This is a genomic window from Lentimicrobium sp. S6, assembly GCF_013166635.1.
In the GTDB taxonomy this organism is placed as follows: Bacteria; Bacteroidota; Bacteroidia; order Bacteroidales; family UBA12170; genus UBA12170.
The window spans coordinates 18,091-34,380 of sequence record NZ_JABKBZ010000044.1; the positions used below are offsets into that span (position 1 = coordinate 18,091).

Here is a 16,290-nt window from a genome sequence, read left to right on the forward strand (position 1 = left end):
CTATGTCTTAAGTAACCTACTAATTTTTGATTTAGCATATGAGAAATCAAAATAACTGTTTGTGTTTTCTTTAACATACCCCAACTGTTTAATTGTTCGGTGTAAGTGATCATACTTTCTTCCATTAAAAATTATTATATATATATTCTCTAAATCGAACTTCTTTTTAATATAGTTTAACATGTTACTATTAGTATCTTTATGCAGCTTTAACCCCCTATACTTTACTGGCGTGTAACTATCCATAGTAAATGCATCCTTATCACCTAGAAATATGGTTTTTTTATATACTTCACTATAAAAAGTCTTCTTTTTCAACCATCTAAGGTAAGCTATGTCATGTTCTTCTTTATCAAGGAATCCAAAACAAATAAAATCACCAGAATTAAGACGTTCTTCTGCTAAATGCAAATATTTTTCACCTCTTTCACTTACAATTGTTTTAAAATACTTTAAAATTTTAGTATTGGAAGAAACAATAAATTCAAATCTCCCTTTTGATTCAATGCTTTCATACTCCCACATAGTCAAATTAATTTTATATAAATCAACCTTAACATGAATGCTTTCTATCACTTTGAATATAGACTTAATTATCATTTTTAGAATAATATCTTTTTAATAGATGATATTTTTTCAGCCCATAACAGCTTTTTGGCCTTTGGATTCATATAATACAACCTATACATCAAACTAAACCTATTAGTCCATTCAAACTTCCAGGCATAACGGCCACTTCCAAAGTCAAATTTAACAGTTGGTTCATTTTCAAAAAAGTATTTTATAATTTCATACTTTAATACCCGAGAAGGAATAAGTTTTTCGTACTGTGGGTTATACCCAGTACTCCAATACAAATATTTATTTTTAAAGAGATATCCAGTATAATATGAAATAATTTCATCATTTGAATTGTCAATTAATAAAAAAGTTAATAAATATTTTGACTTCGAATACAATGATTCTAAGAATTTAAATTTCTCGCTATAGGGTAAGTCAAAAATTGAATGCCGCTCTTCTCTTCCTTTAGATTTTAAATATTCCTTTTCCATTAAGTGTATTTTGGATATTTTATTAAATACATCATCCGTTTTAATTACAAATGAATAATTAGTTTGTCTCTTTAGCTTCTTGGAATATCTAAGAATATTTTTAGGTATAAAATGAGAATATGATTTGAAATTTTTGAATTCCTTAAAATCAATATGTGGGTTTTCAATTAAATAATTGAAATTATTATTATACTTAGATTTCAATAAATAAGATGTTAATTCTGAATTCTGATTAATATGGGTTAAATTAAGCACATCCCATTTTTCATTATTCAATTCAATTTCTTTAATTAACTCCTTTATTATAGTTGAAATTGAAGAATCTGTATCGTTATCTATGAGAAAATCGTTTTCATCACCTTGAGCAAGAAATTCCAGACTAGTATATTTAGTCTTAGACTTTTTCTTGTTAACAAAAATTAAAGGAGCAATACCAACAATCTTATTATTATTAATTACGACGATAATGAATAACTTATTAGAGATATTATTGCAATTTGCTTCCCACCATGTATAACAATACTCAAATGATGAAAAATAATATAAATTATTTGGTTGGTTTTGAATTCGCTCCCACTCAGATTTTATTTCTAGAAAATCTTCTGTACTATTAATAATTTTCTTTATCATAAGTATTGAACTTAGTATATTTTCCTGAACGGATATGGTTAAAAACAAATTTATCTTTACTTGGCTTGCCAATATAAATTTTTTTGGTTATTGTATCTTGGATTCTTGAAAACTCTGAAACAAATGACAATTCTGAATTTTCTAAATTTCCATTGTAAATAATCTCAAATTCATATTTTTTTATATAAACTTCAGTGTTAATATAAGCATCATAATATTTAGCTATTTGTGAACAACTAGCATACCAAATATCTAATGGTTGTAAATAGCTATAAATTTTATCTAATGATTCAATATCATCATAAATATTAGGGGTTTGTCTTTTTCCATTTGGAATTTGATTTTGAAAGTGTTCTTGAATTGTAATTGGTAATTTATTGTTATACAAATACTTAATATACTTCTCTGGTGAATTATCTCTTCTATGCAATAAAATATTTTTGATTAATCTTTTTAACTGTTTAATATAAGAAGATGGTTTGAATATATCACCACTTAAATTCGTAGGTATATTAATTAAATCGAATTTGTCAAGCTTCTTCAATACATTATCTTGATGCTTACGATTTATCATATCTGCTTCTAAAGCAACCCAGAAAAAAGACCTGTTCTCTATGAATTTCAAAGCATTCGAATTATACTTATAACCTGGAAACTTAACCCCATTAAAACACAAACCAAGCTTTTCAAATGTATCCAATTTGTTACTTATATATTTGAAATCTTGTTGTTGTATATTTTCAAACTCAAATACCAATTTAGCACCATCATTATACGTATGTTTCACACCATGAAATTCAATATCGAAATATTCAGATTTTGATTTTAAGAACGCAATATACTCTTCATCTAAATCGGCAGTAAATACATTATACTTTGTATCTTTAGGGATATACAGATGTGATTCTAAAGGAAGAAATATTGAACCTTTAATATGAGGATATTTAATAAGAAGATTCTCCATCAAAAAGGAAAATAGAGAATTTTTACTGTCTTTTAAATATCCCCAATCGTTATGTGGGCCTATCTCACCATCCTCTGAAACAGCAGCAGGAACAACATCATCTATCATTAATGAACATGCAGTGTGATGATTATTAAAATATTTTGTTTTTGTAAAACTCATTTAATAGTTAAGTAATTATTATCCAAAAATGGTATTTGTTAACACCCTACCAATATTAAACTGAAATCGATGTTTCCATCCTCCTGCAAGTACTTCTTATTAGCGACATTTAGAGTTACTATCATTATTTCTTATTGATACCATATTTCATCTACAAGAATATTCATAATTGAATCGTTGAAATGATATGGGTCTTTAAAGTTTGCTGAATCAATGGTTATATTCGACATAATATCAAAATCGTAAATGGGACCAATAGAATTCAAAAATAATTTATAGGCCTTATAATTTTCATCAAGACCATTAACAACAACTAGGTTTTGTAGGTCTACATGTGTAGGAGGTATTATAATTGATAGCTTTATACCTTCCTTTTCACAATCCTCTTTCAAATCCAGTAATTGTTTACGATAGGTCAAGGGATAATTATAGGCTTGATATGCTTTATCTGCAAGTTCCAATTGTTTTGTCCAAAATTGCTTCTTAGAAATATTTGGATTCTCAGAAGCAAGATTTTCATCAAAAATATTATAAACCAATACATATATACTTGCCTTAGTAATATTGAAATTCAGATAATAACTCATTGGGCTTTTAAGAGTTTTGACTCCTTTACTAATTCGCTCTTTGCTATTTGAGGCATCAAATAAGTTAAATGGTATGCATAAATACAAATTTTCAATTTCTATTTGATCTTCGGCAAAATCAATAGTTTCAAAAACTTCTTGAAGACTACCACCTCCATATCCAAAATTATAATAGCCATTACTTTCATTTCCATAAATTAAAGAAGTATTAAAAGCTGCTGCTCTTGAATCTCCTAAAAGCAATGACTTTTGTGGATTATTTTTAAACTCTATGAGCTTGTACAACCTATAATCTAACGGCATTGAAACCTCTTGCTTCTTAAGCTTAATAATATTAAAATCAGAATAATTGAATGGATCAACAATAATATTCAAAGCCAATAGCATTAAAAAAGGAACTGCAAATAGAATTGTGCTTTTTATAAACGTTTTCATTATTAAAACTGAAAGTATATGAAGGATTGCTGATAATTAAAAAAGTAGAACACTAAGATTGAGATAATAAAATATACTCCCCATCTAACAATTCTTGATTTTACATTTGATAAATCCAAACCAAATTCTTTTCTTCTTTGAATCCATTCAATGATTACAAATACAATTATCAATATATAGAATTTTGACCCTATATTAACAGGAGTATCGAGAATTGATGGACTGAATATACTTCCAATAATGTCTATAGCCTGTGTAACTGAATCAGATCTGAAAAATATCCATGCAAATAGTGTAAGCGTAAAAGTTAAAAGAATTTGCAATAATTCTTTTAAGGAGGGTAAAATTGAATTCTCTGCTACAATATTCGTATTTTTCCGGTTTTTGTTTGTTAGCATAAGTGGAAGAAAATACAGCGCATTTAATAAACCCCAAACAATAAATGTCCAATTGGCACCATGCCAAAAGCCACTTACCCCGAAAATGATAAAGGTGTTCCTAATCCGTTTATAATTATTCCCTTTACTACCACCGAGTGGAATATAAACATAATCTCTAAACCATGTTGATAATGAGATATGCCACCTCCTCCAAAATTCTGCAATATCTCTAGAAAAATATGGGTATGCAAAATTACGCATAAGTTTAAATCCGAATAACTTACCAACACCAATGGCAATATCTGAATATCCTGAGAAATCTCCATATATTTGAAATGCAAAAAAAATAACGCCTATCAAAATTGTACTGGCTGGAAGCTGGTCGTATTGGTTAAAAACCAAATTAACTGTAGAAGCAGCGCCATCAGCAATTACTACTTTTTTAAACAGACCCCATAATATTTGGCGCATTCCATCTTTCGCAAGATTTAAATCAAATACTCTTTTTACATGAAATTGAGGCAATAAATTAACTGCCCTTTCAATAGGACCTGCCACCAATTGAGGGAAGAAACTTACGTAAGCCATAAAAGAAATAAGGTCCTTTGTAGCTTTTAACTTCCCTCTGTAAACATCAATTGAATAACTAAGAGTCTGGAAGGTGTAAAAACTAATCCCAACAGGTAAAATGATGTTAAGAGTTTTAATGTCAAGATAAAAACCAAAAAACGAAAAAGCTTCGACAAACTCAGTAACAAAAAAATTATAATATTTAAAATAACCTAGAAAACCTAAATTAACAACTAAACTAAGTATAAGTAAAAGCTTTCTGGGCTTTGGTTTCTTTTCTTTTTGAAGTCTAAGACCTATAAAATAATCAAGTAATGAACTAAATAATATTAATGATAAAAACCTCCAATCCCACCATCCGTAAAAGACGTAGCTTATGCCCAAAAGAAACAGGTTTTGTAGTTTTATTGATTTATTTACAACAAACCAATAAACTAGAAATGTGAGTATAATAAATACAATAAACTCGTAAGAATTGAAAAGCATATTTTATAAGTCTATTTTCAATTATGATGCATTTACAATAAAGGTGGTCTCTGTTGTTTGAACCATATCCTCAAATGAAATAGGCCATTTTTTACTTACCAATGCTTGGTACAGAGCTTCCATTTCATTGTCTTGCCCTTTTTTTGGTGTTTTATCCGAAATAGAATTTACTTTAATACCAAAGCCCTCGATAGATTTGTAATCGGTCATCACGATGCTCTTCATATCAAAATGAACCTCAAGATTTTCTTTAGGTATATCTTTATGTCCAATTGCAAAATAATCAATAACACCAACCGAACCATCTGCAAACTTCAATGAAAAGGTCTTATTGTCAGATGAATTGATGGATTCATTAGTCGGTTTTATTGAGCTAGCTGTAATTTCCGTAATTTTAGAATCAGTTATATATAGCATTAAATCAACAAGGTGGCATCCTTCTCCTATTATTCTACCGCCATCTTCATGTACCCAAGATTCTGTAGGACTGTACCCGGCATTCATTCTATAGTGCATAAACATAGGATTAATCCTTGAGCTAACTTTTGCTTTAATCTCACGAATATAATTACTGAATCTTCTGTTAAAACCAACCATAAGTAATGGCTTGTTTTCAAAACCATCAGCATAAAATTCTTTAATCGAATCTAATTGCTCTTGTGTTGTAGCTAAAGGTTTTTCAACAAATACATTCTTTCCTTTCTTTAAACATTGAAGAATTAACTCAGCATGATTATCGTGTCTTGTTGTAATAAATACAATATCAATGTCATCATTCTCTAAAATATCATTTATGTCATTTGAGATCTTTTGAGCATGAAATCGATCTGCAATATCAAGAGCTTTCTTACCACCACGATTTACAACTGTATGGATCTTAAATTTGTTCGTCATATTTGTTAAGATCGGAAGTAAAGTGCTTACTACATAACTTCCAGCACCTATAATTCCAATGCTATATTCTCTTTTATTTTTTTTGTCATTTCGAAATGTAATACTATCAGGGCTTTTATCATATACATCTTTTCTATCATATTCAATAATTGCCAAAATTTTATTTTCAGGATCCTTTTCAAGATCTTGAAAAGCTTCACTAATGTTCTCAAAAGGATATACTAATGGATTTATCAAACTAAAATCAACATGTCCATCTCGAACTAAGCGTAGAAACTCAGCAATATTTCTATTTTCTGTCCAACGAACATAAGAATAAGGATAATCTAGACCTTTCAATTCATAATTATCATCATACCTTCCTGGACCATATGATGTTGAAATAAGGAAATCAATTTCATTAGCATAAATATCACTTCTATTTATGGTCATTCCAGATACACCAACTAATACAACCTTCCCTTTTCTTCTCGTCATTTGAAAAGCCTGAGATAGCGGTTCATTTGAAGATGTTGCTGCCGTAAATAAAACTGCATCAGCTCCATAGCCACCAGTCCAATTCTTAATCGCATTTACAGGATTTTCTTTAGTCGGATTAATCACCAATTCGACACCCATTTTTTTTACCAAATCTAACCTCCCATCACTTAAATCAATACAGGCTACTCGTATACCAGCCGATTTCAATAGCTGAACTGTAATAAGTCCTATTAGGCCTACTCCAAGCACAACACCATATTCCCCTAATCGCAATTCAGACCTCCTCACGCCTTGTAATGCAATCGATCCAACAGTGCCTGTAGAAGCATATAAAGTATCCAATCCTTTAGGAACTTTAACAACTAAGTTTATTGGGACAACAACATACTCGGCATGAACAGCAAGTTTCATTCCTCCAGCAGAAACAATATCCCCAATATTAAAATTTAAAACATTATATCCAATTTCAACTACTTCTCCAGAAATAGAATATCCGCTTTCTTTAAAAGAATCAGCTACAGTATTTAGCTTATCTTTAGTCTTTTTGAGTCCTTGATTTTTATAATATGTAATAGCGGCAGTAATTTTCTTGGGATTATCAAGTGCCCTTTTAATGATAGATTTTCTCGATTCGGAAACTCCACTCATCTCCGTTCCTGCTGATATACAAGAGTGGTAAACTTTTATTTTTACATAGCCTTCTTTTACAGTTGGCTGTGGTAATTCAACAGGATAAACAATTCCCTTTTTTAATAAAGCTTGCTTCATTATTCGTTTACGATTTTGTTTATAAATTTATATAGTGAGCTATAGTTATTTTCGACTCCGTATTTTTCTGATAAAAAATGTTTGATTTCCTCATTAGGAAGGGTAGCTTGTTTTACAACAATTGATTTCATATAGGCTTCAAGCTTATTTAAATCCTGGTTTTGAACATATAATGCAGAATCAGAAAGTTCATTCCTATACGCCTCTAAATCAGTTAATATTAAATGACAATCAAGAAATAATGCATCCATTATACTGCTACCAAACTGGTCATGCGGAAGTAAAGAAACAAAACAATCCGAGAGGTAATAATAATCTCGGATTTCATCATTTGAAATAACTTTATCCACTATAATAACATTATCTCTGATAGATTTGTTTTTATCTATATAATCATTCACATACTTTATCATTTGATCGGTACCTAAATGACCTCGCAAAAATACATAAGTGAAATCCATGGCATTTTCAGCCAGTTTTTTTATTACATGTAAGATTGATTTAACACCAGTATTTATTGATCGTAGACTTCTACTATCAATGAATACTGTCTGATCTCGTGGAATATTATACTCTTTTCTTAATTCTGCACGCTCACAATTATTCTTATAGGTAAGAACCTTCTTATAATTAAATGTTCCAAGGGGGTACTGTTTCAAGTAATTCTTACTTTCAGGTTTCATTTTAACAACATAATTAAATATTTCTGCTGTCGCTGTTAAAACATATTTACTCTGAGAGAAAGAATACTCAATACTTTTGCTAAATATTCTATCACCATGAACCTCACCACCGTATATATATGAAATCTGAGGTTGGAATCCAGTCTTCAACATAATTTCTGATTTCTCGGAAATTTTGTGATTAATAATAATGTCTGGGTTGTATTCCTTAATAATTTGCTTCGATTTCCTTGTTAATATTCTCATCCAAAGCTTAATTCTAGCCTTTTTCAAATACTTAACTAAAAATTTCTCAAACCAGTTTAAGCGTAATGGTAGCAAGTCATCATAACTGATGAAATCGGTATTTACACCATGTTCCTCAAGAATACTTAGGCTATTCGTAAGTTTAATATCATTGTTAAATTTCTTCAAATAATAAAGAAAAGGAGGACAATTACCCCCATAAAAATAGCCATTTACCAATATTTTCACCGAATCAATTTTAAGTATTCATCCCATTCTCCAATATCTCTCCAAGCACCTTCACTAACAGGAAAGACACCCACTTTACCACCTCTTTCAATAATTTTATCGATTAAGTGAGTAATATGAAAAAATTCATCTTTTGGTATTTCATTTAAAAGACTTGGCTCGAGTATATACATTCCACTATTTATCTTAAAAGTGAATTCTGGCTTCTCGGTTAATTCAACAAGTTGTCCATCTTCTGCTGTTTCTATTGTTCCATATGGAATTGGATAATGCTTTAGTGCTGCTACTATGGTTAGTTCATTATGATGACTACGATGATATTCTAATATTTCGGAATAATCTTGATCGATTAAAATATCACAATTAGAAACAAAAAAGGTTTCTTTTATCTTATTCTTTAAAAGATGAAGACTCCCCGCTGTTCCCATTGGTTTATCCTCTTTAAAAAAACTTAAGTTGTAAGGCTTCTTTTGGCTATTTAAATAGTATTCTATTAGCTCTGCTTTGTAATTAACAGATATATAATAATCCTTGCATCCATGTGCGTAAAACCTTTCAAATATATCTTCTATAATACTGTTTTCACCAATTGGTATTAGTGGCTTAGGTAAAACATTGGTTATAGGTTTTAATCGACTACCAAAACCACCTGCCATTACCACAACAGGCAAATCAAACTGTTCGATAGGCTTAATCTCTTTATCGCCAAACAGATCTTCCCAGAAATAAATATCAACGATATGCTGTTTGCCATCCACGATTGGATAGAATACCATGCGGTATTCGAAGACAATTCTTTTAATTTCTTCAAAAGTATCTTGTGGGCTTCCTACTTTGTAATCCTTTCGAATCACACTGTAAACTTCGGCATCTAAGGTTGTGTTTTTAATAATCGCTCTTTGGATGTCCCCGACACTTACCAGTCCCTTAAAGGCATTTTCATCCACAATCATTAAAAGCTTGAACCCAAATTGATCCATTTGCTTTAATGCGCTTAATATGGAGGTATCCGGCCTGATGGATACGTTCTTTATCCTATCAATTTGTAAACTCATTTACTTTTGAAGTTTATATTTTAAAACAATGTGTCTATTTGATTCGGCCAATTCAGGATACTTCTTCTCCCACTGGGCAACCACCTGATTGTATACCTCCTGATTATGGATTCGCTTTCCTATATGAAATTGGCCTTTTTGCTTTGAGAAATTAGATTTAAAAACAAATAATGGGTCTTTTTCATCTGAAGAATTACCTCCTCCAAAATGAAAATACTTACATCCTTTGTTAATCGCATCCTGGATTGCAGTATCAAGAATCAGATTTGTAGCAGCAAGTTTTGAAAAAGCATGCTTCCGGGCAGATAAATGGTAATGAGCATACTGTTCTTTGAACATAATCAAGGAGCCTCCAATAATTTCTCCGTCGAGTAGGGCATAGTAAAGCTGAATGTCATCCTGAAGATTTTCGAATTGCGATTCGTAGTATCTTTCATTGAAGAAATAGTAGTCCGCAGCCATTACGTAGTGCATCGTCTCATCATACATTTCTTTGAAGGGCATGAAGTCTCTTGATTTCACAATAGAAAGATTGTTTTTTCTGGCCTTACGAATCATATTCCGATTAATCGAAGAGTATTGCTTTTCCCAAATTTCCTCATAATCATCTAGCAATTCCAGAAAAACTGTTTCGCGATTAAAAACGGTCTTCATATGTTTCTCCGAAAACTTCACATTGTTTAGAACAGGATGAAAACGAGTAAACTCAGCTATGATATTTTGTTTTGATGTATATTCATCAAAGGCTTGATAAAACTCATTGATAAATGATTCCTTATATGATGAAGACAAGATTCCATTGTATCCGTAAGCACCTTCTATATCGAAATAATCACCATCCAATTCAAAGCCCAAATCATTTACCTTGTTGATTAGAAAAGGGTAAAGTGCGATTTCTCTCTCCTTCTCAAAACAAAAACATCTTACATCACCATCACCGTTATTTCTATAAATCTGATAGTAACCGGAATCAAAGTAAATGTCAACTTGATCTTTTGGTAGCTTATGAAGCATCTCGCTCCAAGCAGTTATGTTATTTATGTCAAAAACTCGATACATGTTGTTTAGCAACCTTCTAGTGTATTAAAATCATCATCCGCACAATTCGAAATTTTATCTCCTTCCCTCACGACATCCAGATTACCATTCAAAACTGAAAAACGAATAAATTCTCCATTGTTCTTGAATAGGATTCCACCCTCATATTTCAAGAGGAGCTCTAGCTCGTTTCTGTCTTTATAAAAATCCTGTACAAAAGTGTTGCTGATAATCTTTGCTTCATATACTTTAAGAATATGCTTACCAACTTTAAAATAACATCCCTTTGATTTTGTGTTGTAGGCCTTGATTTTATCGAATATCTCGGTTAGTGTGGCTGAGAAATCCAGCACCCTATCCTGTAGGCTGTATGAGTAGTATATGTACTCGTCGCTTTCTTTCTGAACAATCGAGGCTTCGAAATTTCTTTTATAGGCTCTATTAAAACACTCCGCTTCAGCAAGAAAACATAGCTGATACAAAAGAGCGGAATCAAGATCCTCTGTGTAGGGAATCTTCAATTGTTCAATTACGTCCCCATTATCAATCAAGTCATCCATTATATGGCAGGTAGCTCCTGAATCTTTTCGAAAAAGTATAGCGCCATTGATCGGGTCTCTTCCTTTAAGGTCAGGCAAGAATGAGGGATGTATGTTCACATACTTAGCTTTTTGAAGCTTGCTTATGGGCAAAATATACTGACACCCATTTGAAACAAGCACATCGTAGGAGAGCTTATCAAGCATCTCCAGAAGGTGTGCTTTCGATTCGATGATGGTATAATCAAGATTCAGCGTATCGATTGTGTTTTTCAGATATCCTTGTTTCATAACCAACACATGGTCAATCGACAAGCACAGTTTTATCATTTCATCCAGCACGGATCTTCTATTACCTACGAATACAAAGGATGTGTTCATAATTCTTATCTATAGGATGGAAAAAAGTTCATATCTACTTTCGTGCAATTCTGGAGAAGCTTATCGTAGATCTCCTTGTCACAAACTCTTCTACCTTTAAAGAAGGGATATTCACCTTCTCTTGTAAAGCCCATTTTATGGCTGTGTAATGCCTTATTGGAACCTGCTCCTCCCAACATGAAATACTTTTTCCCTATTTCCTTTCCGTAAAGGGCAACCTTGTAAAGCATCAGGTCATTGGCAGGAATGCCAAAATAGTCGGTATCATTTGCAGCCAGATGGTAGTGCACATATTCACTCCCTAATAGGAAGAAGGCAATCGAAATGATTTTCTTTTCATATGTGGCGTAGGCAATACAAATCTTGTCCTTTAACTCTTCGAAATTCTTTTTAAAAAAGGAGGCACTAAAACGATAATAGTCGGAAATACTATTTTTCTCAATGGTCTTTTCGTAAACTCGAATAAATGAGTCTATCTCTTTGCCTTCGAAATCGAAATGAATTTCAACGCCTAGTTTTTGCGCTTTACGGATCATGTTTCTTTTCTTGGATTTTATTTCATCCATAAAAACATCTTCAACGCTAAGGTCTATTCCTACGGTGGAGAAATTCGGCACCACCTCATACATATGCTCAAAATCCAAATGGTTCATTAGCCAGGGACTGAATCTGCAAGAGTCGGTCACGATATTTTCCCTTTTACAAAAGGCATCAAAGGCAATTTTGAAAGTCGCAAGAAGTTGATGTTTACATCCTTCTGCATAGTGGAGTACAACAGGTCCTCCAAAACCATACGGCGAAACGATATCGAAATAGCTTTCACCGTCAACTTCAATATCAATTTTACGCTTTACGAAAGAATAGTAAATCAGACCATTTTCATCTTCAAAAACAAAATTTGAATACTCCCCTTTATCCTTTTCGGCGTACAACTGACCCCATTCGGGTTCAAAATAAATATCAGGTAAATTCATTGTTTTAGGAATAATATCGTTTTATGACCTCTATTACTCTTTCCATATCCTGCGTGGTATATCGTTGATCACATGGAATGCCTAACAAATTGTTGTAAATAAATTCTGTTTTTTCATTGATTCCATGGATATAATCAGCTTTTGGCCAGAAGTGGGTTGCAAACACATCATTATCGCTCATCCTTTTTTGAAACTCCTTTTTATCTTCCAAATAGATCGGGAAGCAAAACGGACTGATATTGCTTTCTGCAAAATGCTCAAAGACAGGTTTTACTTGTTTAAACTTGCCACTTAAGGCATGGTACAGTGTATTGTAATTTTCTCTTCGAATTTCAGAATATTGCTTAAGGTCTTCTTGGTTGAAAGTCCCTTTTGACACTTCTGCCATCTTGAATATACTCGGGTCTGAATCCACCAAATTCTGAGCTTCCAAATACAAGCCTTTGTACTTCTTTTTAATAGATTCATCCAGACAGAGCGTAAAGTCATGCTTCAATTTAAAAGCCACCTCCAGCAGGTCAATATAGACCTTGTTTTCCTCTGCGGGCTCTTCAATCTCAATCTCTTTACTCCAAAGAAAAGCTCCATCAGGAATAGCGAACCATTTTCTAATACTTGCCATATAAAAATCCGCTTCTAGAATCTCGTTTTCTGAAAACAGGGTTTGTGTATCGTCCTGAATGATGATGATTCCTTTTTCTCTTAGTCCTTCTATTTTGGTTTTTGCATCAAGAAAAGTGTTTTCACCAAAATAACCATGTACCAATACGATTTTTGGATTGAAGGCATTCACTTTTAGTGTGAAATCATCTACATCCAAAGTTAAATCTGTATGGCAATTGTAATAGTCAATGATGAAATCGTGAGCCAAGAAGGACTCAACCACTGTATCGCAGGTATAGGCGGGCAGTAATATACGTTTCTCTATAAGTGCTAAGGCTTCAATAATAATCATCAATGCATGTCTTCCCATTGAAGGAAAGATCAGGCTTTTTCCCTTTCCGTATTTTTCAATAAAGAAGGACTCATCTAATGATGAGCTTTTCGAAAATTGTTGACGATAAAAATTGCTGCCTATTTCCTGAAACTTCATTACAGAAATTTGTTATAGCTACTTGGAAGATTTACAACTCTTGCTTCCAACCATTCTGAATTACTTAAATCCCCGCATTGACATTTTTTAAACATTTCTAGTTTATTCATAAGCTTCCAAATTGGTCTTGTCATAATTCCATTATCATTCGAAAATTTCAGAAAGTCATCACGTTGACTTGGTTCAGAGAAACTAATTGAATTTAACCAATAGTTTGACTTGGAACCATTCTGTTCTTGGAAGAAGTGATTAGCAGTTTCAACAAAATAGTTAATATATAAACTAGCTGTTTTCCTTTTATTTTCTATAATTTGATTAAGGTTTTCCATTTGAGCTACTCCCATAGCAGCAGCTAGATTTGTTAATCTATAATTATATCCAATTTCATCATGATCATATTCAAATGGATGAGGGATTTTTGCGGTCGTAGTAATATGTTTTGCTCTTTTTGCTAATTCTTCATTATCCGTCACTATCATCCCACCTCCACCAGTGGTGATTGTCTTGTTTCCATTATAACTAAATACTCCAAGCAATCCGAAAGTGCCAGTATGTTTAGCATTTACGAAAGAACCCAAGGATTCAGCAGAGTCTTCTACAACTGGGATCCTGTATTCATTCGCAATATCGACAATTTCATTAATTCTACAAGGTAGTCCAAAAGTATGCATTGGTACGATAGCAGAAATCTTCTTTTTAGAAGTTTTATTAATGGCTTCACCCTTCGAATTAATAACAGCATTTTCCTGAAGCCAATCTTTGAGCCTTTCGGGACTCATACCTAAAGTGTCTCTGTCTACATCCACAAATATTGGATTCGCCTGGCTATGTTTGATAGCATTAGCAGTAGCAACAAAAGTTAGTGCCTGCGTAACTACTTCATCGCCATTTTTAACTCCTGCTAAAATTAAAGCAATCTGCAAAGCTGCTGTTCCATTAGCTGCTGCTATAGCATACTTGGAACCTACATATTCTGAAGTCATCTGCTCAAACTGATTAACAAATTTGCCCACACTTGAAACAAAAGTTGAATCAATGCATTCATTTAAGTATTTCTTTTCATTTCCAAGAAACACAGGTGCATGCAATGGAATAAAACCATCAGAATCGTTATAGATTTTCCTTATGTAATTAAGTGTTTTTTTCATATTTATCTTTGTAAGATATTAATTTAGCTGGAACGCCGCCTACAATAGCTCCTTTCTCAACATCAGATATTATAACACTATTAGCAGCAATAATACAATCATCACCTATATTAACACCTTCTTTAATAAAAACATTTGTGCCAATCCAAACATGGTTTCCAATATTAATATCTGCTTCTTGCAACGGCTTTTCTTCAATAATCCCTGTTGAATCTTCTTTGTAGTGTGTCCAAGATATAATATTTATATTATGCCCAATAGCACACCATTCGCCAATCCTAATCTGCGAATTAGGCCCAGAAACGAGTCTTGCTGTGTTAATGTATGTATTTGCACCAATATTAATATTACCACTTAACCAAGTATTCTCAATATAATTGAATCTAGCAGTAGTGTGAATATTAAATCGGCTCCTATAATTTTTCTCCTTTACCTTGTTGGAAGAAAGAAATAATTTTGAATAAACTTTTGCTAAAAACCTATCGAACATATCATTTAGTAGCTAATTTTATAATTACCGTATTTATTCTTGTTTTCTTTAGTATCTGAATACAAGCCAATTTTTAATGCTTCTATCAATTCTTTAATCCCATGTTGAACAGTAAATTCAGGTTCAAAATTTAAAACTGATTTTACTTTATTAAAGTTCACTTTGTAATTTCTAGGATCACTTCCCTGCTTTCCAAATTTTACATCACCTTCTGGAATGTGGCTCAATATTTCATTAACAATCATTTTCTTCGTGAAATTATTGATGTCTCCACCCGCATTGAAAACTTCAAAATTTACGTTTTCTTTTGGTGCGTTTATAGCAATGTCGAGTAATCTAGCAAAATCTCTAACATGGCAGTATGGTCTCCAAGTATGCTCATCATAAACCAATAACTCCTCTCCAAAGAAAACATCTCTAACAAACTCTGATACCGAAAGGTCAAAACGCATTCTTGGTGAAAGACCAAAGGCTGTAGCAAATCGAAAAACAATACCTGTATAGTCCACCATTTCTTTCTTCTCCATTAAATATGCTTCATTTGCTACTTTTGCCTTTGCATATAAAGATAGAGGATTTAATTCAAATTTTTCGTCTGCCAATTGATCATCTTTGATTAGTCCATAGTTGGAACAGGTAGATATAAAGATTAACTTATCTAAGCCTCTGCCATTAAAATAGTCCATAACATTTTGCACACCTTTTTCGTTAATTTGGCATGATTCTTCAGGAAATGATTTTGTTATTGGATCTCCAACTAAGCCAGCAAGAATTATAACATCAGTTACTCCTTCAGATGCATTATCTAAGGCTAAATTATCATTAATATCTCCTAAGAAAAATTGGTAATCAGGATCACCGATATAAGGTTGAATAGAAAAGTGATTATCGTAAACAAAATTATCCAATACGTTTACTTTATATCCCTTTTTTAAAAATCGGGAAGTAATTACCGAGCCTACATAACCAGCTCCACCAACTAATAGTACTTTTTTTCTCATAGATTT

At 32.2% G+C, this 16,290-nt stretch carries 15 protein-coding genes; all 15 read right to left on the minus strand.

What is annotated here, in order from left to right; translation table 11 throughout:
• Positions 1-600 carry a hypothetical protein gene (locus tag HNS40_RS14220; protein WP_172281958.1) on the minus strand — a complete coding sequence of 200 codons (600 nt, stop codon included), beginning with the start codon at positions 598-600 and terminating at the stop codon, positions 1-3.
• A gap of 2 nt (positions 601-602) precedes the next feature.
• Positions 603-1,682, minus strand: a complete 1,080-nt coding sequence (locus HNS40_RS14225; RefSeq protein ID WP_172281959.1) for a GNAT family N-acetyltransferase — start codon at positions 1,680-1,682, stop codon at positions 603-605.
• On the minus strand, positions 1,663-2,808 hold the full coding sequence (locus HNS40_RS14230) for a DUF2334 domain-containing protein (protein WP_172281960.1): 1,146 nt from the start codon (positions 2,806-2,808) through the stop codon (positions 1,663-1,665). The genes HNS40_RS14225 and HNS40_RS14230 overlap by 20 nt, the downstream gene beginning before the upstream one ends.
• Before the next feature lie 131 nt (positions 2,809-2,939).
• Positions 2,940-3,830 (minus strand): hypothetical protein, encoded by an 891-nt coding sequence (locus HNS40_RS14235; RefSeq protein WP_172281961.1) that lies wholly within the window; start codon positions 3,828-3,830, stop codon positions 2,940-2,942.
• A gap of 2 nt (positions 3,831-3,832) precedes the next feature.
• Complete coding sequence (locus HNS40_RS14240) at positions 3,833-5,266, minus strand: MBOAT family protein (protein ID WP_172281962.1); 1,434 nt, start codon at positions 5,264-5,266, stop codon at positions 3,833-3,835.
• Positions 5,267-5,287: 21 nt separating this feature from the next.
• Positions 5,288-7,408, minus strand: a complete 2,121-nt coding sequence (locus tag HNS40_RS14245) for a bi-domain-containing oxidoreductase (RefSeq protein ID WP_172281963.1) — start codon at positions 7,406-7,408, stop codon at positions 5,288-5,290.
• The gene (locus HNS40_RS14250; protein ID WP_172281964.1) at positions 7,408-8,565 is read right to left on the minus strand and encodes a glycosyltransferase; all 1,158 of its coding nucleotides are present in this window, start codon (positions 8,563-8,565) and stop codon (positions 7,408-7,410) included. The genes HNS40_RS14245 and HNS40_RS14250 overlap by 1 nt, the downstream gene beginning before the upstream one ends.
• The gene (locus HNS40_RS14255) at positions 8,562-9,620 is read right to left on the minus strand and encodes a nucleotidyltransferase family protein (protein ID WP_172281965.1); all 1,059 of its coding nucleotides are present in this window, start codon (positions 9,618-9,620) and stop codon (positions 8,562-8,564) included. The genes HNS40_RS14250 and HNS40_RS14255 overlap by 4 nt, the downstream gene beginning before the upstream one ends.
• Entirely contained in the window at positions 9,621-10,679 is a 1,059-nt protein-coding gene (locus HNS40_RS14260; protein ID WP_172281967.1) for a GNAT family N-acetyltransferase, read from the minus strand.
• A 5-nt stretch (positions 10,680-10,684) separates the two neighbouring features.
• Positions 10,685-11,488, minus strand: coding sequence for a formyltransferase family protein (locus HNS40_RS14265; RefSeq protein ID WP_172281968.1), 804 nt, complete (start codon positions 11,486-11,488; stop codon positions 10,685-10,687).
• A gap of 95 nt (positions 11,489-11,583) precedes the next feature.
• Positions 11,584-12,552 carry a GNAT family N-acetyltransferase gene (locus tag HNS40_RS14270; protein ID WP_172281969.1) on the minus strand — a complete coding sequence of 323 codons (969 nt, stop codon included), beginning with the start codon at positions 12,550-12,552 and terminating at the stop codon, positions 11,584-11,586.
• 4 nt (positions 12,553-12,556) lie between these two features.
• The gene (locus HNS40_RS14275) at positions 12,557-13,645 is read right to left on the minus strand and encodes a hypothetical protein (RefSeq protein WP_172281970.1); all 1,089 of its coding nucleotides are present in this window, start codon (positions 13,643-13,645) and stop codon (positions 12,557-12,559) included.
• Entirely contained in the window at positions 13,645-14,793 is a 1,149-nt protein-coding gene (locus HNS40_RS14280; protein WP_172281971.1) for a LegC family aminotransferase, read from the minus strand. The genes HNS40_RS14275 and HNS40_RS14280 overlap by 1 nt, the downstream gene beginning before the upstream one ends.
• On the minus strand, positions 14,777-15,283 hold the full coding sequence (locus HNS40_RS14285; protein ID WP_172281972.1) for a DapH/DapD/GlmU-related protein: 507 nt from the start codon (positions 15,281-15,283) through the stop codon (positions 14,777-14,779). The genes HNS40_RS14280 and HNS40_RS14285 overlap by 17 nt, the downstream gene beginning before the upstream one ends.
• 5 nt (positions 15,284-15,288) lie before the next feature.
• A complete protein-coding gene (locus tag HNS40_RS14290; RefSeq protein ID WP_172281973.1) occupies positions 15,289-16,284 on the minus strand; it encodes an NAD(P)-dependent oxidoreductase in 996 nt (331 codons plus the stop codon).
• Between the last annotated feature and the right edge of the window lie 6 nt (positions 16,285-16,290).

Bases quoted from the DNA above. Each gene is read 5' to 3' on its own strand.
- HNS40_RS14220 (WP_172281958.1), bottom strand. From the start codon at position 600: ATGATAATTAAGTCTATATTCAAAGTGATAGAAAGCATTCATGTTAAG.
- HNS40_RS14225 (WP_172281959.1), bottom strand. From the start codon at position 1,682: ATGATAAAGAAAATTATTAATAGTACAGAAGATTTTCTAGAAATAAAA.
- HNS40_RS14230 (WP_172281960.1), bottom strand. From the start codon at position 2,808: ATGAGTTTTACAAAAACAAAATATTTTAATAATCATCACACTGCATGT.
- HNS40_RS14235 (WP_172281961.1), bottom strand. From the start codon at position 3,830: ATGAAAACGTTTATAAAAAGCACAATTCTATTTGCAGTTCCTTTTTTA.
- HNS40_RS14240 (WP_172281962.1), bottom strand. From the start codon at position 5,266: ATGCTTTTCAATTCTTACGAGTTTATTGTATTTATTATACTCACATTT.
- HNS40_RS14245 (WP_172281963.1), bottom strand. From the start codon at position 7,408: ATGAAGCAAGCTTTATTAAAAAAGGGAATTGTTTATCCTGTTGAATTA.
- HNS40_RS14255 (WP_172281965.1), bottom strand. From the start codon at position 9,620: ATGAGTTTACAAATTGATAGGATAAAGAACGTATCCATCAGGCCGGAT.
- HNS40_RS14260 (WP_172281967.1), bottom strand. From the start codon at position 10,679: ATGTATCGAGTTTTTGACATAAATAACATAACTGCTTGGAGCGAGATG.
- HNS40_RS14265 (WP_172281968.1), bottom strand. From the start codon at position 11,488: ATGAAACAAGGATATCTGAAAAACACAATCGATACGCTGAATCTTGAT.
- HNS40_RS14270 (WP_172281969.1), bottom strand. From the start codon at position 12,552: ATGAATTTACCTGATATTTATTTTGAACCCGAATGGGGTCAGTTGTAC.
- HNS40_RS14275 (WP_172281970.1), bottom strand. From the start codon at position 13,645: ATGAAGTTTCAGGAAATAGGCAGCAATTTTTATCGTCAACAATTTTCG.
- HNS40_RS14280 (WP_172281971.1), bottom strand. From the start codon at position 14,793: ATGAAAAAAACACTTAATTACATAAGGAAAATCTATAACGATTCTGAT.
- HNS40_RS14285 (WP_172281972.1), bottom strand. From the start codon at position 15,283: ATGTTCGATAGGTTTTTAGCAAAAGTTTATTCAAAATTATTTCTTTCT.
- HNS40_RS14290 (WP_172281973.1), bottom strand. From the start codon at position 16,284: ATGAGAAAAAAAGTACTATTAGTTGGTGGAGCTGGTTATGTAGGCTCG.